We start from the raw sequence: 21,600 nt of genomic DNA on the forward strand, positions 1-21,600 counted from the left end.
TAGGTATTTGCTACAATAAAGAGAGGTTTGTAATTTTTACGACAGCTGTCCACCGGCAAGTACGGACAGGATAGTTGATGGATTAAGGAGAAAATCAATAACCAACTCTGTTTTCTGCAAAAAAGAGGAGCGATTTCATTGCATCAATGGGTAGAACTTATTTTACTTTTCTTTATTTATTCTTTTATCGGCTGGCTTTGGGAGACTGTGTACTGCTCATTGAAAGCAGACCGATTTGTTTACAGAGGATTCCTGGCAGGACCATATTGTCCGATTTATGGGTTTGGTATTTTAGGCGTACTCTATTTTCTGGAACCATTTAAGAATAATCTTATTCTGCTATATTTCCTTTCTGCTATACTGGTCAGTGTGTTGGAATACCTTACCAGTTATTTTCTTGAAAAGATGTTTCATGCATCCTGGTGGGATTATAAAGATGTACCATTGAACATTAACGGTCGTGTGGCGCTGCCTGTTTCTGCTTTTTGGGGGATTGCCTGTGTTGTGGTTGTGCAAAGCATTCATCCCAGAGTAATGATTCTGGCAAATTTTTTAGAGGAACGATTCCGGTGGGGACTCCCAGTTGTGTTACTTGTAATTTTGGCCGCCGACATGATTTATACCGTAACGAACATGCAGCAGTTCAGGAAAATTACAGATGAACTGAATGAAGTGCTTGAAAAGAGAGCGAAAGAACTGTCTGCAGCGATGTTGGAAAGAGGAGAAGCTTTTGCTGCTGAACTGAATGAGCTAAGGCAGTCGGTTGAAAAAGAATTATCTGTAAAAATAACAAAACATCAGATATTTTTTGATGAGCTAAGAAAAAATACAGCAATTGATCAGCGTTTGAAACGCTTGAACTTCAGTCAACGTCGTTGGATTAAGAATTATCCAAAATTGAAATTGAATACGTTGAACAACTCTGAAACAGTGAAGGGATTGGTTCGCTCTGTTAAGAACAAAAAAGAAAAAATGTAACAGATGTAAAAAAGTGTATTACAAGTGATTTTTAAGAGAATAACCGCTTATTTATTTCTAATTGATTAAAAAAAAACACTAATGGGTAGAGATCAATGTTACAGAAATTCTTAAGAAATCTTTAAAATGTAATAATTTGTAACACAGTTGAAACAATATAATCTCTTAAGATTAGTATAATAAATAGAGTTAGGATTTATTATAGGAAAGGTGTTGGATTCAGTGCGAATTAAAAGGCTGATGCCGTTTTTATCGGCAATCATCTTATTAAATCTGGCCTTCCCTTCTGTTATTGCTGCTGCGGAATCGTTGGATTCCCTTGAACAAGAGGAGCAGCAAGCAACGGAGTTGGGACAAATTCTTAATGCAGAGATAGATACGACATTAACAAATGTTAATGAAAAGTATGCTGAGATTGAAAAACTTAAAGAAGATATTGCCAGTGCAGAAGAGACGATCAAAAACTCTGAAGCAGAAATTATTGTAACAGAACAAAATATTGATCGCCGAAAAACTGCAATTGGGGATCGCATGAAAGCCATTCAGTTAAATGGGGAAACCCGGACTTGGCAGGTTCTTCTTGAATCTGAAAGTCTAACAGATTTTTTTAACAGAGCGTATGCAATGACTGTTTTGCAGAATGCAGAGAGAGAAAAGATCGAAAGCCTTGCCGCTGAAAAAGAAAAATTATCAGAACTGCAGGAAACTGTGAGAGTAAGTCAAGAAGAATTACAGACAAATGAAGCAAAACTGCAGGAAGAAGCAAATGCTATGGACATAGAAGTTGCTGCTTTAAAAGAACAGTTGGCAAGTAATGAAGAAACAATTCAATTAATTAATACTAAGAAGATTGCTGAGCAAAATCGTCTGTCTGAAGAACAGGCAGCAGCTGAGAGAGCGGCGGCAGAGGAAGCTAGACTGGCTGAGACTGCATCAGCAAACTCCGATTTATCTGCATCAGACGAATCACAGACATCGCCATCCACTGAAACGCCCGTTTCAGGCGGCAATACTAATACTGGAGAGAGTGCTGGAAGCGGTCAGGTCATGTATATGGAATCTACAGCTTATTCATATACAGAAGCAGGATCAGGTTTTATCACTGCCTTGGGAATAGACCTTCGAGTACAGAGCAATGTCATTGCAGTTGATCCGCGTGTCATTCCATTAGGATCACTTGTAATAGTTCAAGGCTACGGTTATGCAGTTGCCGGGGATACAGGCGGCGCTATTAAGGGACATATCATTGATGTTCACTTTAACTCAGTTTCTGAATGTATTAGCTGGGGACGACGTCATAATGTGAGAGTGGAAATACAATAGGAACCAAAGTAAAAGGTTGGGCTTGCGGGCTTAGCCTTTTTATATTTTTCTGATTGTGGACTTTCCCATCTATTTGTTTATATCAAAATCGTAAAAAAGGATTTTAAGAATAACCGTCTTAGACTACAATAAATAGAAGAGAAGTGACAGATAAGGAGTTATTTTATGTTAATTGGCATAGAAATCATAGGGCTGCTGATGGCGGTTGTTTATGGAGGAAATTATTTCCTTTACAGAAGTCTCCAGAAAAAAACGCAGATTGAGGGACTGGAAAAACTGGCAATATTTTTTGGTATTAATATGTTGATTCTGCTGTTTTCAGGTAGTGTTATTGTTTTTACGCTGCTAGTACAGTAACAATGATTTCATGTATAGAAACAAAAAGATTGGAGCCGCTATGTTTAGAATAGGGGAATTTTCAAAACTGTCTCAAGTATCGATTCGAATGTTGAGATATTATGATGAGCAAGGACTGTTGCATCCGCATAAAGTAGATCAGGAGGCTGGCTATCGGATATACCATGTTAATCAGCTTCTAAAAGTTCAAAAAATTATTTTATTAAGAAATATGAAATTTTCAACAGCTGAGATTAAAGAACTTATTGCTGAAGAAGTGACAGATGAACATTTCCAGCAAAGGCTGAAGGAAAAATACGCACAGATTGAGCAAGAAATTGCCGAGGAACAACGGCGTCTGTTTTATTTGTCGAAGACTCTTGAAAAAATGGAAAATCCTGATGAGAAAGATTTCCATGTGATTTTTCGAGAGCTGCCAAGTGAACCGATTGTCAGCTTGCGAAAACGTATTCACTCTTATTATCATGAAGGTCCTTTATGGCAGGAATTTATAGAGCTTCTGGAAAGCGAAACGCTGGAATATCAAAAGCAGGCACCAGATAATTTTACGATTTTTCATGATGAGGGCTACCGTGAAGAAGATGTGGAGATAGAAATTTGTTTGAAGCTAAAAGAGACAGCAGAAGTTAAAGAACCATTGACCTGTTATCAGATAGAGAAAATCCCGTTAGCAGCATCGATTTTTATTTTAGGTCCTTACGAGAATATTAAAGAAGCCTATTTTTATTTTGCCAACTGGCTTTCAGAAAATGAAGAGTACGAAATGCTGAAGCCGACCAGACAAGTAAGTCACAGGGGACCCGAGACGGGAAGTAAGCCAGAAGATTATTTAATTGAAATTCAAATTCCAATTAAAAAAATCTCTTGACCCTCACATGATGGCAGGGTTTATCCTGTGATTACAGGAGGGATAAATATGGAGCAAAAAGCATTTACAGTACAGGCAATCGGTCATATTGAGAACAATGAAAAGAGTAGCTTTATCCAACTGCTGCCAAAGTATACAGAGGCGTTGGAAGGACTGGAAGGGTTTAGCCATTTAAAAGTAATTTACTGGCTAGATAAGATGGATCAGCCGGAGATGAGAGAGATTTTCCAAGTTGCTAGCCCGTACAAACAGGCACCGGATATTTTGGGAATCTTTGCAACACGCTCTCCGATTCGACCCAATCCGCTGGCGGTTTCTACTTCTGGTGTGATTCATCTGGATAAGGAGAACGGCAGAATTCAGCTGGATTATATTGATGCGGAAAATAATAGTCCTCTGTTGGATATCAAACCTTACACACCAAGTGAAGATCGTGTCGAAACGCCACTGGTTCCAGAATGGAGTGCTCACTGGCCTAAAAATGTTGAGACATCGGGTGATTTTGACTGGGAAAATGAATTTAATTTTTAATGTTGGAGTCTGTTGCTGTTTATAACTAAAAGCTGAAAAGCAGAGTTGAAATTGAAGAAACATTGGGTGTATATGATGCACTCAATGTTTCTTTTTTCACAAGTTTAAAAACAAATGACGAAGAAAAATGAAAATGAAGAAGAGAGACCCAGAATTCATGACGAAATATTCTATATAAGGTAAGATAGTAGTGAATAACATGATGGAGGAATTAGTGATGATTAAAATCATGATTGTAGAAGATGAAGCAACAATCCGCAGCCTGATTATGAAAGAACTGGAAAAATGGCAGCTGTCTGTGTTCGGTACGACAGATTTCCACCAAGTGTTTGATGATTTTGAAAGAGAAGACCCTCAGCTGATTCTTTTGGATATCAATCTGCCTGTCTATGACGGCTACTACTGGTGCCAGAAAATCCGGGAAGTATCGAAGCTCCCAATTATCTTTATTTCCAGCCGCAATACCAATATGGATATGATTATGGCAATGAATATGGGTGCAGATGATTTTGTTACAAAACCTTTTCAGCTAGATGTACTGGTGGCAAAAATCAACGCGCTGCTGAGACGTTCCTACAACTATTCTGAGCCGGGAAACGAAGTACTGGAACACAATGGCATTACGCTGAATTTGGATAACGGCAATATGAAAATCAACGGAGAATCTGTTGACTTAAGCAAAAATGAATATCGCCTTCTGTATATACTAATGAAGAAGCACGGGAAAATAATGACCAGAGAAAAGCTTCTGAGAGCTTTATGGGAAGATGAACGGTTTGTAGATGACAACACATTGACAGTGAACATCAATCGTTTAAGGAAAAAAATTGAAGAAGCCGGTATTGAAGGATACATTGAAACCAAGGTTGGTCAGGGCTATATTGTACCATAGTCCGGACAGGAGGATAGGATGACATTCTGGAAATATTTAAAAGATCAACGGATCGTTTTATTCGGCTGGTTCTTTTTGATTGGTTTGACCTGCCTGGTTGTATGGCTTTCTCCTGATACAAGGCTAAGTTTTTCAACGATCAGTTATTTAATTATACTGGAGCTGCTGTGTTTAATAGCACTGCTGGTCACGGATTTTTTATTGAAAAGGCGCTGGTGGCAGAAGTTGGACTTGTCTAAACAGCCGGCTCCTCTTGAGGAATATCTTAAAGGAGCAGCAAAGACAGAGGAGATACTGACTCAGGAGTATGTGAACAGCCTGCTGAATGAGCATCAGAAAGTAATGGAGAAAATCATTGATAATCAGCAGGAGCATAAAGAATATATTGACTCATGGGTGCATGAAATTAAGGTTCCGTTAGCTGCTTTGAAACTATTGTTGGATTCTGCAGAGGATGATCTTTCTGAGGACATCTATTCTTTGGCGGAGAATGAGCTGGCTAAGATGGATGAATATGTGGAACAGGTCCTCTATTATTCCCGGCTTGACAGCTTTTCAAAGGATTATCTGATTCAGGAATACTCATTAAAACAGGTAGTTCAGTCTGTCATAAAATCTCAGGCATACTCTTTTATTCAGAAAAATCTACGTTTCTCTCTGGAGGGAGAGGATCAAAAGGTTTTAACAGATGGGAAGTGGCTGGAGTTTATTTTCAGACAATTAATCAGCAATGCAGTGAAATATACACCATCTAGAGGAAAAATTACGGTTGTTTTTTCTCGGAACAAGGAAGGGATTAGTCTGGAATTAAAAGATTCAGGGATTGGTATTCCCGCAAAAGATATCAACAGGATTTTTGACAAAGGGTTTACGGGAGAAAACGGCAGACAGTCAGCACAGCATTCTACTGGTCTGGGATTATATCTGGCCAAACAGCTTGCAGACAAACTGGGTCTCGAACTATCTGCAGAATCAGTTGAACAGGAAGGAACCACTATGCTGCTCTTTTTTCCTTTTATCAATTATTATGATGAAATTCGCTGAGGTTGAATGATAAATAGAAAATGCAGTCCAAGTGGAGGTCATTACCGCCTTCTCTTTTTTAAGAGGGAATTTTTTTGTTTACTGTTGAGTAATTTTTATTCTAAGTTATTAAAAAGTATGTTTGACAAGGTAATCAGAAATGCCATATTTCTCAGCAACTTGAAGGGAAAATATCTCTGCATTCTTCGGCGCTCTCTTTTTTCACCATATTCTCATTTTACACGCTCCTTTTTTCTTGTTAGACTGTTGGAGGAATACTTAAGTTAGGAGAAAGGGATGGATATATTATTAGCACTTGTACCAATGTTTGCTTGGGGCAGTATTGGGCTGATCAGCGGGAGAATCGGCGGTGATGCAAACCAGCAGACGCTGGGTATGACAATAGGTGCAGGGGTGCTTTCAGTCATCATTTTTATTCTCATGCGGCCTGTCATTATGTTGCCGGTAATTGTTGTGGGACTTCTATCCGGTTTATTGTGGAGTGTTGGACAAAACCAGCAATTTCATGCGATGAAATTTCTTGGAGTCTCAGTTGGTCTTCCTATATCAACAGGCTTGCAGCTGATTGTTAATACAATTGCAGGTGCTGTCTTTTTTCGAGAATGGAAAACCAATAAGGATTTCGTTTTAGGCTTAACTGCTTTAGGGATGTTAATCAGCGGTGCTTATCTGACTGTAAGAAGAGATCAGTCTGATGACAGACCTGTTACTGACGGCCTGCCTGCCTTTGGAAAGGGCTTAAGAGCAGTTGTTATTTCAACAGCTGGATATTGCGCATATACCATTATGATTAATGCTGCCGGCTTGGACCCCTTGGCAATTATTTTTCCACAGAGTATCGGAATGCTTGCAGGTGCCGGCTTTTTCGCCTTTAAGAAAACAAAGGTGGATTCGTTTGTCTGGAAAAATACAGTCAGCGGACTTTTATGGGGTCTGGGGAATATTTGTATGCTTCTGACCATGCAGCAAATTGGTCTGGCTGTCAGTTTCTCTCTTTCCCAGATGGGAATTATTATCTCTACAATTGGCGGTATTTTTATTTTAAAAGAAGCAAAGACGAAAAAAGAAATCCGCTTCGTCATTTTCGGCTGTCTGCTGATTATTGCAGGCGGTGTATTATTGGGGTATATGAAAGCTTAATTTGATTTTTAGGAGGATAACAATGTCAATTTTTAGAAAAAAAGCTCTGACTGCTCCTTCAGCAGAAAGCAATGGAATGAAAAGAAATTTAAAAACGATCGATTTGATTATGCTGGGGATTGGAGCAATTGTTGGTACAGGTATTTTCGTCGTGACCGGTGTTGCCGCAAAAGAAAATGCAGGACCTGCTCTGGTTCTGTCCTTTTTAGTTGCTGCAGTAGCAATTATTCTTTCCGGGTTGTGTTATGCAGAATTTGCGTCCAGAATACCGGTACTTGGCGGACCTTATGCATACATGTATGTTGTTTTTGGTGAGGTTGTTGCATGGATGACCGGGTGGCTGGTTATCTGTGAATTCTTTTTGGCAGTCTCTTCTGTTGCTTCTGGCTGGTCAGGATATGTACAGGGCTTTTTAAGCAGTATGGGAATTGAATTGCCGCAGGCTTTGAGCGGTGCCTATAACGCAGCTGAGGGAAGTTATGTTGACCTAATTGCTGTAGTTGTGTTGATTTTTGTAACGTTTTGGGTTTCTCTAGAAGCGAAAACTGCGTTGCGTCTAAATAATCTGATGGTTTTTGTAAAATTCGGCATTATTGCGCTATTTGTTCTAGTGGGTATTTTTTATGTGAAGCCTGATAATTGGCAGCCGTTTATGCCGTTTGGTTTTTCCGGTGTATTGAGCGGAGCAGCAGTCGTTTTCTTTGCTTTCCTTGGCTTTGATGCAGTCAGTATGGCAGCTGAAGAAGTTGAAAATCCTCAAAAGGATATTCCAAAAGGGATTATTGGCTCCATCATTATTACGACTGTTTTATATATCGTTGTTACACTGATTTTGACTGGTATTGTACCCTACACTTCTTTGGGGGTAAAAGATCCGGTGGCATTTGCCATGCGTTTTGTTGAAATGGATGCAGTTGCAGGGATTATTTCTGTGGGTGCTATTTTGACTCTGCTGACAGTAACGATTGCCATGATGTACAGCCTTGCCCGGATCATTTATGCAATTAGTAAAGATGGGCTGCTGCCAAAATTCTTGGGAAAAATTGATGAGAAAAGACATACACCGAAAAATGCAACCTATGTTGCCGGAGCTGCAACGATGATTTTTGCAGGAATCTTTCCTTTAAACCTGCTGGCTGAGCTGACAAATATTGTTACGCTAATGTACCTTATTGTTATGGGATTTGGTATCATTCGCTTGAGAAGTATGATGGGAGAGCCGAAAGAAGACGAGTTCCGCATTCCATTTGTTCCCGTTATTCCAATCGTATTAATCATTGTGAGCGGCGGACTGATGCTTCAGCTGCAGGCAGCTACGTGGAAGGTTTTTGCTGTAGCGCTGGTTCTGGGAATTGTGATTTATTTTGCCTATGGGTATAAGCACAGTAATCTTCATAATAAGAAAATATAGAGAAATTAAGTGGGAGAAAGCAGCAATGCTTTCTCTCTCTCTGTTCCTTTTCAAGGACAAAATCTGTTTGTTTCTATAATGAAAAGGCTTGAGAAAAACCAGTATTTATAGTGAAAATTCAACGAATTATGTTATACTGTTTAGGAGTAAAAAGAAGGTACTTCTGAAAACTAAAAAAGGAGGATGTTTCTAAATGACGCAAAAAGAAACATTTTATATTACAACACCTATATACTATCCAAGCGGACAATTACATATCGGTAATTCTTATACAACAATCGCCTGTGATGCTTTAGCTCGCTATAAACGTTTAATGGGGTTTGACGTTTTTTATTTAACAGGTGTGGATGAACATGGACAGAAGATTGAACAAAAAACAAACGAACTTGGTGTAACGCCCAAAGAGTATGTTGATAAAATGGCCGCAGATGTCCAGAAGCTATGGAAGACACTGGATATCAGTTACGACAAGTTTATTCGTACTACTGACAGCTACCACGTGAAGGCTGTTCAGCAAATATTCAATCAGCTGCTGCAACAGGGCGATATTTATTTAGGCGAATATGAAGGCTGGTATTCAATTTCTGATGAAGAATATTTCACTGAAACTCAACTGGCTGAAGTGTACCGTGACGAAGAAGGAAATGTTATTGGCGGGAAAGCGCCAAGCGGTCATGAAGTAGAGCTTGTAAAAGAAGAATCTTATTTCTTCCGTATGAGTAAATATGCGGATCGTCTTCTTGAGTATTATAACGAGCATCCCGAGTTTATTCAGCCTGAATCACGTAAAAACGAAATGATCAATAACTTTATCAAACCCGGTTTGGAAGATTTAGCAGTTTCCAGAGCAACATTCTCTTGGGGAATTCCATTGAAAAATGATCCAAAGCATGTAGTTTATGTGTGGATTGATGCATTATCCAATTATATAACTGCCTTGGGTTATGGCTCTGATGATGACAGTCTGTTCCAAAAATACTGGCCTGCAGATGTGCATATGGTTGGAAAAGAGATTGTTCGATTCCATACCATTTACTGGCCGATTATGCTGATGGCTCTGGATTTGCCTTTGCCTAAAAAGATTTTTGGCCATGGCTGGCTGTTGATGAAGGACGGCAAAATGTCCAAATCAAAAGGAAATGTTGTCTATCCGGATATGCTGGTTGATCGCTATGGCTTGGATGCGTTGCGCTACTACCTTCTGCGTTCGATTCCTTTTGGCAGTGACGGTGTATTCACGCCGGAAGATTTTGTTTCACGTATGAACTATGATCTTGCCAATGATTTAGGGAACCTGTTGAATCGTACAATTGCAATGATTAATAAATACTGTGACGGATATGTTCCAGAATATGCATCTAAAGTAACACCGTTTGACAGTGAGCTTTCCACTACAGCTGCAAATGTGATCGGCAAATATCACGAAGCAATGGAAAAGATGGAGTTCAATACAGCTATTGCAGAGCTTTGGGCACTCATTTCACGTGCCAACAAATATATTGATGAAACACAGCCGTGGATTCTGGCTAAAGATGAAGAGAAGAAAAATGAATTGAACAGCGTGATGATTCATCTGGCTGAGTCATTGAGAATCGTTGCCATTCTTTTACAGCCGTTTTTAACTGAAACACCGAAGAAAGTTTTTGATCAGCTGGGACTTGATTCTGAAAAAATGAGCATGGAAGCCATTCATTTTGGCGAGTTTCCTGAAGGTGCAAAAGTTGTCACAAAGGGAACACCTATTTTTCCTCGTCTGGACTTGGAGACTGAAGTAACGTATATTCAAAAGAAAATGTCTCGAAAAGCACCAAACCAAGAAGAAGAGATTAAATGGGATCCAGAAGAGACAACACTGGTTTCTACGAAAGAGAAGGAAATTAAATACGAAGATTTCGATAAAATAGAAATAAAAGTGGCAGAGGTTATTGACTGCAAAAAAGTAAAAGGTGCTGACAAGCTGCTGCAGTTTCGTCTGGCTGCCGGAGATGAACAGGATCGTCAGATTCTTTCAGGCATCGCTGAGTTCTATCCTGATCCAAGTGTTTTAATTGGGACTAAGGTCGCTGTTATTGCCAACCTGAAACCCAGAAAAATGAGAGGTCAGATCAGTCAGGGAATGATTCTTTCTGCTGAAGATAAAGATGGTAAGCTTCAAGTGATTGAAGCACCAAAAGATATGCCGAATGGGTCAATTATTGCATAAAGTAGACTGGGACAATCATCTGTTTTGATGGTTGTCCTATTTTCATAACATACAAAAAGGATCAAACCGTAATGAAATTACTCATTTACGATTTGATCGTACGAACAGCAGTGTATTAATAGTTTGTTTTCCTTGTTTTCTTCAAACCAGGGATTTTGCTTGGAAGGAAGAGAACAAAGAGAGTGTGCGGCATACTGACAATGGTTACCATTAAACTGTGGCTGGTGAAATATTGTTGATAAAGCCATTTCAGTAAAAAATGAAAGCCTGTAATCCCAATTGTTAACAGCAATAGAGTAATCCAGCGGGAATTGATATCTAGTAAGGATTGGCTGAGACGGGCAAGTAGCGGATAGAGATAGAAAAAAATCCCAACTAGCGTAATGCGCCAGTTTTTTGCGGCAGCGCCGATATTCAATACAAAAAATAAAATGGAGAGCAACATGGTAATTGGCGGGAAAAAGGCAACGAGCGCAGAATAGATACTGCCCCACAAAAGCATTAAGGGTCCTTTTACGACAGCTGTAACCCCAATCAAAAGAACAATTAAAAGTATTTGTTGAAACATGCTAGCGTATGTAAGCATGGCAAAAAGTATCAGAAGAATCCAATGCCAGAGTGTCTGTGTCTGATCTTTTCGATTTGCAGTTGCCTTTTGTGCAATCATCGATTTGAACAGGTTGGAAGTATCACTTTGTTTCAACTTAAATCAACTCCTAACTACAGTAAATGTAAGAGCAGTGTAACAGGAAATTGAAGAAAGAGCATCAGGCTTGAGGCGGAGGGGAATAAGCAGGAAGATGTCGGGAGCAGGGATTAGTTGTGTGGTTTAATATACGTACTTTGAAAGAGCTTCACCAGCAATACGATAAACAGGTGCCTGCAGCTTTTCTTATTGTCTAGCTGCATACACCAGCTCACTCAATGATAAGATAAACTGCCTATAGTGACAGAGAGCGTCACTCTGCCAGTTTCCTATATCATTCGTGAGCTAAACAGGAGCTTGCAGCTTTTCTTATTGTTCAGCTTCACGAGCTAGACTAATCGACGATAAGATAAACTGTCCAAGTGATAAAGAGCATCACTTAACCAGTTTTCTTTATCGCTCATAGTCTGAACAAGCTCGTTCAGCTTTTCTATTGTCCAGCTTCACGAGTCAACTCAATCGACGATAATTCAAACGAACCTCATGATAAAGAGCATCATATTTTTCGTTTACCTTTATCGCTCATGAGTTAAGCGACTCGTTCAGCTTTTCTTATTGTCCAGCTGCATACACCAGCTCACTCAATGATAAGATAAACTGCCTATAGTGACAGAGAGCGTCACTCTGCCAGTTTCCTATATCATTCGTGAGCTAAACAGGTGCCTGCAGCTTTTCTATTGTCCAGCTGCATACACCAGCTCACTCAATGATAAGATAAACTGCCTATAGTGACAGAGAGCGTCACTCTGCCAGTTTCCTATATCATTCGTGAGCTAAACAGGCGCTTGCAGCTTTTCTTTCTCCCTGTTTCTGTTAAAATATGGTAGAGTGATAATGGCAAGGAGGAAGTTAGATGATTTTTGATTCACATACCCATTTGAATGCAGAGCAATTTAATGAGGATATACCGGAGACTATTGAACGTGCGCAAGAGTTAGGTGTGACAGAAATGGCTGTTGTCGGTTTTGATACACCTACTATTATAAAATCGCTGGAGCTAAGCAAGAAGTACAAGGATATATACAGTATTATTGGCTGGCATCCAACTGAAGCAGGGAGTTATACTGCTGAAATTGAAAAAAATTTGCAGGAACGTTTAACGACACCTAAAGTGGTTGCGCTGGGTGAAATAGGTTTGGATTATTACTGGATGGAGGATCCGAAAGAGGTTCAGGATAAAGTATTTCGCAGACAGATTGCCATAGCAAAGGAAATGAAGCTGCCGATTAGTATTCACATGCGGGATGCCATTGAGGATACCTACAAGGTCCTAAAAGAAGAAGATGTCAGAGATATCGGTGGAATTATGCATAGTTATAGTGGCGATGAGGAATGGATGAAAAAATTTCTTGATCTGGGAATGCATATTTCCTTTAGCGGAGTTGTCACCTTTAAAAAGGCAGTTGAGATACAGGCGTCTGCAAAAGAGGTTCCGCTGGATCGTATGCTGGTTGAAACTGATGCTCCTTATCTGGCTCCGGTTCCTTACAGAGGGAAACGAAATGAACCAGGCTATACACGTTATGTCGTGGAGAAAATAGCTGAGATGAGAAATATGAACTGGGAAGAGTTGGCGCAGCAGACGACCCAAAACGCTCATCAGCTTTTTAAGATTGAAAAATGACAGAGAAGATGAAAATTGAGGAAATTATAGTCGTCGAAGGAAAAGATGACACCCGTCGGCTGTTGGAAGTCGTCGATGCAGATACAATTGAAACTATAGGTTCTGCGATTAATGAAGATATTTTGGCTCAAATCGAGCATGCACAGGAAATGCGAGGGGTCATTGTGTTCACTGATCCGGACTATTCAGGAGAAAAAATCCGTAAAATCATTATGGAGGTCGTGCCGGATGCAAAGCATGCTTTCTTATCCCGTCGTCTGGCTGAACCTCAAAAAAGAGGAAGCAGTTTAGGTGTGGAACATGCCAGTGATGAAGCCATTATCGAAGCGCTGAGAAAAGTGGTCACGCCGACATTTGAAACAGATAATTATCAGGAAATTTCTAGACAGATATTACTGGACTATGGTTTAATAGCAGGAGCCAATGCAAAAGAACGCCGGGAACGACTAGGTGATGAACTGCGTATCGGCTATACAAATAGTAAGCAACTGGTAAAACGCCTGCAAATGTTTCGAATCACTGAAACAGAATTGAAAGAGGCAATGGCAAAAGTGGAGGAATCACTGTGAAGGATTATAAAGATATTGCAACTCCCTCCCGGACAAGGGAGATACTAAAGGAACACGGCTTTTCATTTAAGAAAAGCTTAGGACAAAATTTTTTGACGGAACCAAATATTCTAAGAAAAATTGTAGATACAGCAGAAATTGATCAACAGACCAATGTAATCGAGGTTGGTCCGGGAATTGGTGCGCTGACAGAACAACTGGCAAGGAATGCAGCGCAGGTATTGGCTTTCGAAATCGATGATCGCTTGATCCCTGTACTGGAAGATACGCTGTCTCCTTATGATAATGTGACCGTGGTTCATGAAGATGTACTGAAGACGCATTTGTCTGCAGAGACTGCCAGAGTCTTTAAAAATGATGAATTGCCGCTTAAGGTGGTAGCAAATCTGCCATACTATATTACGACGCCTATCATGATGCATTTTTTAGAATCAGATCTGGATGTTTCAGAAATGGTTGTCATGATGCAGAGAGAAGTAGCCGATAGAATTTCTGCGATTCCGGGGACAAAAGCCTACGGTTCATTATCCATCGCTGTTCAGTATTATATGGAAGCAGCAGTGGCATTTATTGTGCCAAAGACTGTCTTTGTTCCTCAACCGAATGTAGATTCTGCAATCATTACATTGAAAAAGCGGGAAACACCTGCAGTTGATGTCAGTAATGAAAAAGAATTTTTTAAACTGACAAAAGCATCCTTCCAGTTAAGAAGAAAGACACTTTGGAATAATCTGACCCATTATTATGGAAAAGATGAGACTACAGTGGAATGGTTGAAAAAAAGTTTGGAAGAATCAGAGATTGATGCTTCCCGAAGAGGTGAAACACTCTCTCTGGAAGAGTTTGCCCGACTAAGCAATACTATGGAAAAATATAAATCGTAAAATAAACAGACCCAGTCAAATATGCTGAAACCTGCGGCAATCAGAGGAGAATCTGGAAGCTGAGGGCAGGGCTCTTTGATTGGTTTTTTTATTTTGTTAAAGTTTCTTTCCATGAATGAAATTGGAAACGTAATCATCCGGAGGGTGTCTTGACACATCTCTTGTTTTTGCATAGAATAAGAATCAACAAATGTGTCAAGACATATACGGGAGGAAATTATGAGAAAAAAATCAGTTAGAGAATTGACTATTTCAGCGCTTCTGATAGCGATGGGAATCATTATTCCTATGGTAATGCCAAGAATTACCATAGGACCAGCTTCCTTTACTTTAGCAAGTCATGTTCCGGTATTTCTGGCGATGTTTATTTCACCAACAGCAGCAATTGCGGTTTCTTTGGGAACAGGCTTTGGATTCTTTTTGTCTGCAACACCAATTATCGCATTAAGGGCATTGTCTCATTTAGTTTTTGCAGTGATTGGAGCTGTTTATCTAAATAAACATCCAGAAGTCGCACTGCATTCTGATAAATTTTCATTGCTTAATGGTCGTTTCCAGTTATTCAATTTAGTGATTGCTGTCATTCACTCGGCTGCTGAGCTGGTTGTTATCACTGTTTTCTATACGCTGGGCAACTTACCGGGAACCTATTATTCTGATGGTTATATCTACTCAATTCTTCTTTTGATGGGTGTGGGTGGAATCATCCACAGTCTGGTTGATTTTAACCTTGCCTACTTTATTGCCGGCAGTTTAAGTAAAACGACGGATATTCCTGTCTTCACAAGCGCAAAAAGGCTGCTGTCGCGTTCCTCAACCGTAAAATCATAATAAAATAAGCAGACTCCATGTCAGTTTAATAGGCACGGAGTCTGCTTTTTCTGTTTAAATCTGATTTCAATAGTGGCTAAGACACTGAATTATTTAGAAGCAGCCAATGTTTCGTCAAAATCAAAAAGATAATTAAGCACCGGGCAGCCTAGCCTTTAAATTATCTTTTTCAATTGCTGTAATATGATTTGCCTGCTGTAAATCACTAATCAACGCGGCAGAACAGTTAAACGTCAATGCCAAATTAATGAAGCGGGAAAGGTTTTCCAGTTGTAATATCATTTAGTAAATGGGTGGTTAATGTATTTTTCAAAAAGATAATTTTTCCATTCGGTCAAAGGATTCTTTCAGCTCTTCAAGATCCTGTGTTGCCGCTAAGCGCACGTGACTGTCACCAGTCGTCTCTCCAAATGCTTTCCCGGGAATGACCAATACTTTTGTTTCCTTTAACACCTTTTCTGCAAAAGCAATAGAGTTTAAGCTGGTTTTTTCAATATTGATAAATGCGTACATGGTTCCTTTTACTGGAAGCATGGAAAGGAAATCAATTTCAGCAACTCTTTTTTGAATGTACTCAAGTCGTTCCTTGAAGACAGAGACAACTTCAGGAATAAGTGTTTCTGAGTGTTCCAATGCATAAATCCCCGCTTGCTGGGAAAGGGTAGGAGCGGAATAAGTTACACTTTCATTAATTAGTTTAGCCGCAGCATTAATGTAATCCGGTGCAATCATATAGCCGATTCGCCAGCCAGTCATTGCAAATGCCTTTGAGAAGCTGCTGAATGTAATTGTATGCTCCGGTGCAAAGGCTGCCATCGGGGTAAACTCATCATAAAAACAGAATGCTTCATACACTTCATCAGAAAGGATATAAAAATCATGTTTAATGGCTAAATCTGCAATAGCTTTAAATATTTCTGTTGAAAAAACTGCTCCGGTCGGATTATTTGGCGAATTGATAATAATCGCTTTTGTCTTGTCTGTAATTGCCTGTTTTAAAAGTTCAATATTCAATTGAAACTGGTCTTCTTCATAAGTAGGAACAAAAACCGGGATACCACCGGCAAAAACAACCTGATCTCTGTACGGTGAAAAATACGGTTCATGAATAATAACTTCATCTCCCGGATCAAGTATTACCTGCAGAGTCAAATACATTCCATGCAAGGCGCCTACTGTGGCACGAACCTGTGAGGGAAGAAACGATAAATTGTACTGCTTTTTATAGAACGCAGCCACAGCATCAATAAATGCGCTGCTGCCTCCAGAAGCCGTATATTTTGTATGACCGGCTTTGGCATCAGTAAATGCTGCATCAATGATTCGTTCGTCTGTAATCAAGTCAGGATCGCCTAAAGAAAGGTCAATTAAATCAGGTGTTTGTTTTGCCAAAGTGGCGATATCCATTAAAATATTTTCTACTGGTTGCTGATGTCGTATAGCGATCTTTGAAATATCCATTTTCCATCACTCTTTCTCAGTTAATTAAATAATCAAAAGCAAGCTGCCGATTCTTATTCTTCATATGTATAGAAAAAGGAGGTTGAGACAGAAGTGTTCTGTCTCAAGAACCAGGTAGGTAACATGCATTATCTACTCTGACGAGTCAATCGTAGTGATTTATGTCAATAAGTCGGACTATACGAAAATAGCTACTCATATTTTCAGTATAGTTCGACTTATTTCCGAAGAGACAGCTTCTGCGTCTACGGTTCTCACTTCGTTCCGATCCTCGAAGCATGGAGGGGCTTTGCTTCTACGCTTCTTCGAATGCTCGAATCATACAAAGAATGGAACACCGTTTATTCAGTTTTAGGGATCTCAGACATACTTATGTCACAGTCCCTCTGAAAATCAAACACATAATTTTAGGTTTCCAATATACTTAAGTGATTATTAGTCAGCCAGACTCTGTCTATTTTATAACACTTTACGTAAAAAGTCTTGTGTACGTGAATTTTTTGGATTACCGAAGATTTCTTCCGGCGTTCCTTCCTCTTGAATGACGCCTGCATCCATGAAGATGACACGGTCAGCTACTTCTCTGGCGAAGCCCATCTCATGTGTGACAACCACCATAGTCATTCCCTTAACAGCCAGAGCTTTCATTACGGATAGTACTTCTCCAACCATTTCAGGGTCTAAGGCAGAAGTAGGTTCATCAAACAACATGACATCGGGATTCATTGCAAGAGCACGGGCAATTGCTACACGCTGCTGCTGTCCACCAGATAAACTGGAAGGATAGCTGTCCTTTTTCTCCTTCAATCCAACCTGCTCCAGAAGAGCAAGGGCTTTGGTGTTTGCCTGCTCGGGAGATTCCTTTTTCACTTTAATCGGGCTGATTGTCAGATTTTCCAGAACGGTTTTATGCGGAAACAAGTTAAAGCTTTGGAAAACCATGCCCATTTTTTGACGAAGTGCGTCGATATCTGTTCCTTTATCCAACAGATTTTTACCTTCAAATTCAATTTTTCCGTCAGTCGGCTGCTCCAATAAATTCAGACAGCGAAGGAATGTACTTTTACCACTGCCGGAAGGACCGATAATTACCACCACTTCACCGGCATTTACTGTTAAATCAATTCCTTTTAATACTTCATTTTTATCAAAAGATTTATGCAGATTTTCAATCTTAATCACTCGTACTCATTCTCCTTTCAGCCACACCCAACAGACGGGAAATGGTAAATGTCAATACAAAGTAAATTAGTGATACAACCAGATATGGCAGGAACGGCTTGAAGCTTGCACCTTGAACATTTCCTGCTTGGAAAATCAGCTCGGATACACCGATGACAGAAACAACCGATGATTCTTTGATTACTGTAACAAATTCATTTCCCAGTGCAGGAAGAATATTTTTGATTGCCTGAGGCAGAATAATGTAGCGCATTGCCTGGGGCTGAGTCATTCCCAGTGAACGTGCAGCTTCCAGCTGACCTTTGTTTACCGCATTGATTCCGGCACGTACAATTTCAGCAACATATGCACCGCTGTTCAGTGAAAGTGCAATACATCCGGCTGCCAGCTTAGATAAATCCAGTCCCAAAACGCCGGTTCCGAAGTAAACAATAAAAATTTGAACCAGTAAGGGTGTTCCTCTGACATATTCAATATAAATAATAGCCAGAGCTCGCAGGATTTTTGATTTAGACAGTTTCATCAATGCCAGAATCCCGCCAAGGATACCACCGAAAAGCACACCGATAAAGGCAAGGAAGATTGTATAGCCGGCACCGTTCAGATAAAACCTGCCATATTTTTGAATAAAGTTTTCATTATCTTCAAACATTAAAGCTGCGGCATCCTTTTTGTAGCCGTCCAGTAAATTATTATCCTTGATGGTTTGAATAGAAGCATTTACTCTTTCTTTTAGAATAGGAGTGTTTTTAGCCATTGCAATAGCTGTTTGCTTTTCGCCTTCCACGAATTCTACATCCGCAAACACCAGGTCGTCATTACGATCAACATACGCTTCAGCAACAGGTCCTTCCAGAATAACTGCATCGACCTTTTTATTTTTCAAGTTCATAATGATATCCGGAACCTTTTGAAGTGAAGTTGGGATGGAACCAGTCAGCTCGTTTTTAGCCAGTTCCTCCTGAGTACTTTGTTTTTGAACACCGACTTTTATTCCTTCAAAGTCGTCTGTAGTTTTAAAGGTGTCCTGATCTTCTTTTCTAACAATCACTCGTTGTTGCACATCCATATAGGCCGTTGAGAAGTCTACTTCTTTCAGTCGTTCAACTGTGGGAGCCATACCGGAGATGATTAAATCAATTTTGCCGGTTTTCAGTGCACCAAGCAAGGCGTCGAATCCCAGCTCTTCAATTTTCAGGTCTACACCAAGATCATCTGCGATTTTCTGTGCGATTGCAACATCAAAACCAACAATTGTATCCTTTCCATCTACATTAGCATGGAACTCATAAGGAGCATAGTCGGCAGATAAACCGACAATTAATTCTCCTCTATCCATGATTTTGTCATAAACTGCATCAGTTTCTTCTGCAAAAGCTGTCTTAATTGGAAGTAATGATAGAACGACTATCAGTACAGGCAGAATAAGGGTAAAAAATTTTTTCCAAGTTTTCATAAACTGAACTCCTTTGATAAACTATTCAATAAATATTCTTAATAATCGGTGTAAATGTATAAAAATTTATTGTTTTCAGATGTTTTTTATCATATCATAGTTTGTATTAAAGGAAAAGAGGAAATTACACCTCAGAAAAAAGGTTGAATAAAAATAGTTTAAGGAGTAACAAATAGATGGAACAGTCATTAATTGTTAGAGGTGCACCTCAGGAATATGAGTGCCGTGAAGGAGCATGGAATGGATTGGAAGACCATTTGCAGAGAAGAAATTTAAAGCGAGTTTTGATTTTGCATGGAAAGAATTCATGGCAAGCGGCAAAGCCGTTTTTTCCAGAATTTGAGAATATATACAGTAAGTTTATGGCATATGGCGGCAGATGTACGGATAAAGAAATCGCAAAAGCAGCTGTATATGCTAAGGAAGAGAGAATGTCTGGAATTGTTGCAGTCGGAGGCGGAACAGTTTCTGATCTGGGAAAAGCAGCAGCATACCAGTTAGGAATTCCAATCATTATTTTGCCTACTTTGGCGGCTACTTGTGCTGCGTATACACCACTAAGTGTTGTGTATAAAGAGGATGGAGAAATGGATCGGTATGATGTTTATCCAGTGAGCAATTCGCTGATTTTAATTGAACCCTCCGTTATCCTTCATTCACCTGTTAACCTGATGGTGGCGGGAATCGGCGATACACTGGCAAAGTGGTATGAAGCTGATACAATGATTTCACAGCTGACGGTTCAACCGATTGAAATTGGCGTTGCCTCGTTTGCTGCGAGACAATGCAGGGAGATACTTCTGAGGGACAGTGAGCAGGCGATTGCAGCGATGAAGACTGGAAAACTGAATCAGTCATTTTTAAATGTGATTGAAACGAATATTCTGCTCGGCGGTATGGTTGGCGGATTTGGTGATGACTATGGACGAACTGCAGGTGCACATTCTATTCATGACGCGCTCACACTTTTACCTGACAGCCATCATCAGCTGCATGGCAATAAAGTGGCTTATGGTGTTTTTGTACAATTGGTAATTGAAGATAAATGGAATGAAATTGAAGAATTACTGTCGTTTTACCGTTCAATGAATTTGCCGGCATCTCTGAAAGAATTGGGGTTTTCACTTTCTGATGCTGAGTATAAAGCTGTCGCTGAGCGGGCAGCTGCTCCTCATGAAACAATTCATTATATGAAGGAAACAATTACTCCGGAGGTCGTTTATCAGGCAATGCAGGCACTTGAAGTATTTATGGCAGAAAAAAATTCTGTATAAAAGACAGCCGATATTGAATAAAAAAAGAAGATGAAGAAATCTGAAGCAGCAATACCAAACAAACTACAGTATATAAAAATTTAGATAAATGGCAGGACAGAAGTAACTTCTCTGACAATAAAAAGAAATTCACCAAAAATTTGTGAAGCAATTTTAGTGAATTCTTTTTTATTGCTTGAAGCTGAGCACTTCTTATACGAAAATTAAACACCTCAAAAACCAAATCTGGCTACCTCCTACTTCATTCGTAGTTATCCAGATTTGGTTTAGATTACTTTGACACCTGTAAGTGTTAGAGTAGTCTTTTTCTCTTGTAACTCTCTTTCTCCAAGTTCTTGGTAACGGGATGCATCGGAAAACATCCGATATAATAATTCGTACCATCAAATGTACAGTTGCTACGACTGTTTTTTTGTGTCCGGTATTCCTTCTTATCCGAAAGAAAAATGCCTGTATTCGATTGGGTTTCCCTTGAAAAAATGTACAGAAGGAGCTATTCTATTTATAGAAATAATTTATTTTTATACGCAGGTTCTGTGACCTAATGATTGGTACAGATCTTTTCATGCGACGAGTAACCGCAGGGGCAAATAAGTAGAACGATCTAGTTTGTCCCTCAAGGTTAACTTGGAGAAGAACCTCAATAAGCGATCGATCTAGAAGCTCTTCTGTCCTCTTTAGTATGACAGGAAATAGCATGTAGGTCGATCGTTTTTTATTTTCATTCTGTTTGGTGTGGGCGATAGCCCTCATGAGTGTTTGTCCTGGCTTCTTTCATAAAAGATACCTTAAATAAATAAAGGAATCCTTAGAAATCTTGCAATGAGAATGGAAAAACAGTATGATGGGGAAGGATGAATTTTGAT

At 39.6% G+C, this 21,600-nt stretch carries 19 protein-coding genes; 15 read left to right on the plus strand and 4 right to left on the minus strand.

The features are described from left to right. Positions 1 to 138: 138 nt before the first annotated feature. The 10 genes from LI954_RS05885 to metG all read left to right on the plus strand — a co-directional run bounded on the left by LI954_RS05885 (position 139) and on the right by metG (position 10,747). A complete protein-coding gene (locus LI954_RS05885; protein ID WP_229443945.1) occupies positions 139 to 978 on the plus strand; it encodes a putative ABC transporter permease in 840 nt (279 codons plus the stop codon). 210 nt (positions 979 to 1,188) lie between these two features. Beyond that, positions 1,189 to 2,301: a 3D domain-containing protein gene (locus LI954_RS05890; protein ID WP_229441854.1), complete on the plus strand. Its 1,113-nt coding sequence runs from the start codon at positions 1,189 to 1,191 to the stop codon at positions 2,299 to 2,301. Between the two features lie 165 nt (positions 2,302 to 2,466). Then, positions 2,467 to 2,658 (plus strand): hypothetical protein, encoded by a 192-nt coding sequence (locus LI954_RS05895; RefSeq protein WP_229443946.1) that lies wholly within the window; start codon positions 2,467 to 2,469, stop codon positions 2,656 to 2,658. A 40-nt stretch (positions 2,659 to 2,698) separates the two neighbouring features. Next, positions 2,699 to 3,526 carry a MerR family transcriptional regulator gene (locus LI954_RS05900; RefSeq protein WP_229443947.1) on the plus strand — a complete coding sequence of 276 codons (828 nt, stop codon included), beginning with the start codon at positions 2,699 to 2,701 and terminating at the stop codon, positions 3,524 to 3,526. A 48-nt stretch (positions 3,527 to 3,574) separates the two neighbouring features. Next, complete coding sequence (locus LI954_RS05905) at positions 3,575 to 4,057, plus strand: TrmO family methyltransferase domain-containing protein (protein ID WP_229443948.1); 483 nt, start codon at positions 3,575 to 3,577, stop codon at positions 4,055 to 4,057. Positions 4,058 to 4,274: 217 nt separating this feature from the next. Continuing rightward, positions 4,275 to 4,949: a two-component system response regulator SapR gene (gene sapR / locus LI954_RS05910; protein ID WP_202064120.1), complete on the plus strand. Its 675-nt coding sequence runs from the start codon at positions 4,275 to 4,277 to the stop codon at positions 4,947 to 4,949. Between the two features lie 18 nt (positions 4,950 to 4,967). Further along, on the plus strand, positions 4,968 to 5,993 hold the full coding sequence (sapS, locus tag LI954_RS05915; protein ID WP_229443949.1) for a two-component system sensor histidine kinase SapS: 1,026 nt from the start codon (positions 4,968 to 4,970) through the stop codon (positions 5,991 to 5,993). A gap of 276 nt (positions 5,994 to 6,269) precedes the next feature. Further along, a complete protein-coding gene (locus LI954_RS05920) occupies positions 6,270 to 7,133 on the plus strand; it encodes a GRP family sugar transporter (protein WP_229443950.1) in 864 nt (287 codons plus the stop codon). Positions 7,134 to 7,155: 22 nt separating this feature from the next. Further along, positions 7,156 to 8,544, plus strand: a complete 1,389-nt coding sequence (locus LI954_RS05925; protein ID WP_229441849.1) for an amino acid permease — start codon at positions 7,156 to 7,158, stop codon at positions 8,542 to 8,544. 193 nt (positions 8,545 to 8,737) lie between these two features. Further along, entirely contained in the window at positions 8,738 to 10,747 is a 2,010-nt protein-coding gene (metG, locus tag LI954_RS05930) for a methionine--tRNA ligase (RefSeq protein ID WP_202064129.1), read from the plus strand. Positions 10,748 to 10,862: 115 nt separating this feature from the next. Here metG and LI954_RS05935 read toward each other — a convergent pair whose 3' ends face one another. Further along, on the minus strand, positions 10,863 to 11,450 hold the full coding sequence (locus LI954_RS05935; RefSeq protein WP_229443951.1) for a hypothetical protein: 588 nt from the start codon (positions 11,448 to 11,450) through the stop codon (positions 10,863 to 10,865). A gap of 856 nt (positions 11,451 to 12,306) precedes the next feature. On the opposite strand from LI954_RS05935, the gene LI954_RS05940 reads away from it, so the two are divergent. The 4 genes from LI954_RS05940 (at position 12,307) to LI954_RS05955 (ending at position 15,361) form a co-directional block, all read left to right on the plus strand. Further along, positions 12,307 to 13,077 carry a TatD family hydrolase gene (locus LI954_RS05940; protein WP_229443952.1) on the plus strand — a complete coding sequence of 257 codons (771 nt, stop codon included), beginning with the start codon at positions 12,307 to 12,309 and terminating at the stop codon, positions 13,075 to 13,077. Further along, positions 13,074 to 13,646 (plus strand): ribonuclease M5, encoded by a 573-nt coding sequence (gene rnmV, locus LI954_RS05945; protein ID WP_229441845.1) that lies wholly within the window; start codon positions 13,074 to 13,076, stop codon positions 13,644 to 13,646. The genes LI954_RS05940 and rnmV overlap by 4 nt, the downstream gene beginning before the upstream one ends. Next, complete coding sequence (gene rsmA / locus LI954_RS05950; protein ID WP_202064134.1) at positions 13,643 to 14,530, plus strand: 16S rRNA (adenine(1518)-N(6)/adenine(1519)-N(6))-dimethyltransferase RsmA; 888 nt, start codon at positions 13,643 to 13,645, stop codon at positions 14,528 to 14,530. The genes rnmV and rsmA overlap by 4 nt, the downstream gene beginning before the upstream one ends. A 219-nt stretch (positions 14,531 to 14,749) precedes the next feature. Then, on the plus strand, positions 14,750 to 15,361 hold the full coding sequence (locus tag LI954_RS05955; RefSeq protein ID WP_229441844.1) for a hypothetical protein: 612 nt from the start codon (positions 14,750 to 14,752) through the stop codon (positions 15,359 to 15,361). A 309-nt stretch (positions 15,362 to 15,670) separates the two neighbouring features. Here the strand turns inward: LI954_RS05955 and LI954_RS05960 are convergent, their stop codons facing one another. From LI954_RS05960 to LI954_RS05970, 3 genes are all read right to left on the minus strand, one after another. Continuing rightward, positions 15,671 to 16,822 (minus strand): pyridoxal phosphate-dependent aminotransferase, encoded by a 1,152-nt coding sequence (locus tag LI954_RS05960; RefSeq protein ID WP_229443953.1) that lies wholly within the window; start codon positions 16,820 to 16,822, stop codon positions 15,671 to 15,673. Positions 16,823 to 17,281: 459 nt separating this feature from the next. After that, positions 17,282 to 18,004, minus strand: a complete 723-nt coding sequence (locus LI954_RS05965) for an amino acid ABC transporter ATP-binding protein (protein WP_202064139.1) — start codon at positions 18,002 to 18,004, stop codon at positions 17,282 to 17,284. Next, positions 17,997 to 19,460, minus strand: coding sequence for an ABC transporter permease subunit (locus LI954_RS05970; RefSeq protein WP_229443954.1), 1,464 nt, complete (start codon positions 19,458 to 19,460; stop codon positions 17,997 to 17,999). Before LI954_RS05970 ends, LI954_RS05965 begins: the two co-directional genes overlap by 8 nt. Positions 19,461 to 19,636: 176 nt before the next feature. On the opposite strand from LI954_RS05970, the gene LI954_RS05975 reads away from it, so the two are divergent. Beyond that, the gene (locus tag LI954_RS05975; RefSeq protein ID WP_229443955.1) at positions 19,637 to 20,734 is read left to right on the plus strand and encodes an iron-containing alcohol dehydrogenase family protein; all 1,098 of its coding nucleotides are present in this window, start codon (positions 19,637 to 19,639) and stop codon (positions 20,732 to 20,734) included. The last annotated feature ends 866 nt before the right edge of the window (positions 20,735 to 21,600 follow it).

The sequence above is a fragment of the Enterococcus sp. CWB-B31 genome, assembly GCF_020567645.1.
Classification (GTDB): domain Bacteria; phylum Bacillota; class Bacilli; order Lactobacillales; family Enterococcaceae; genus Enterococcus_L.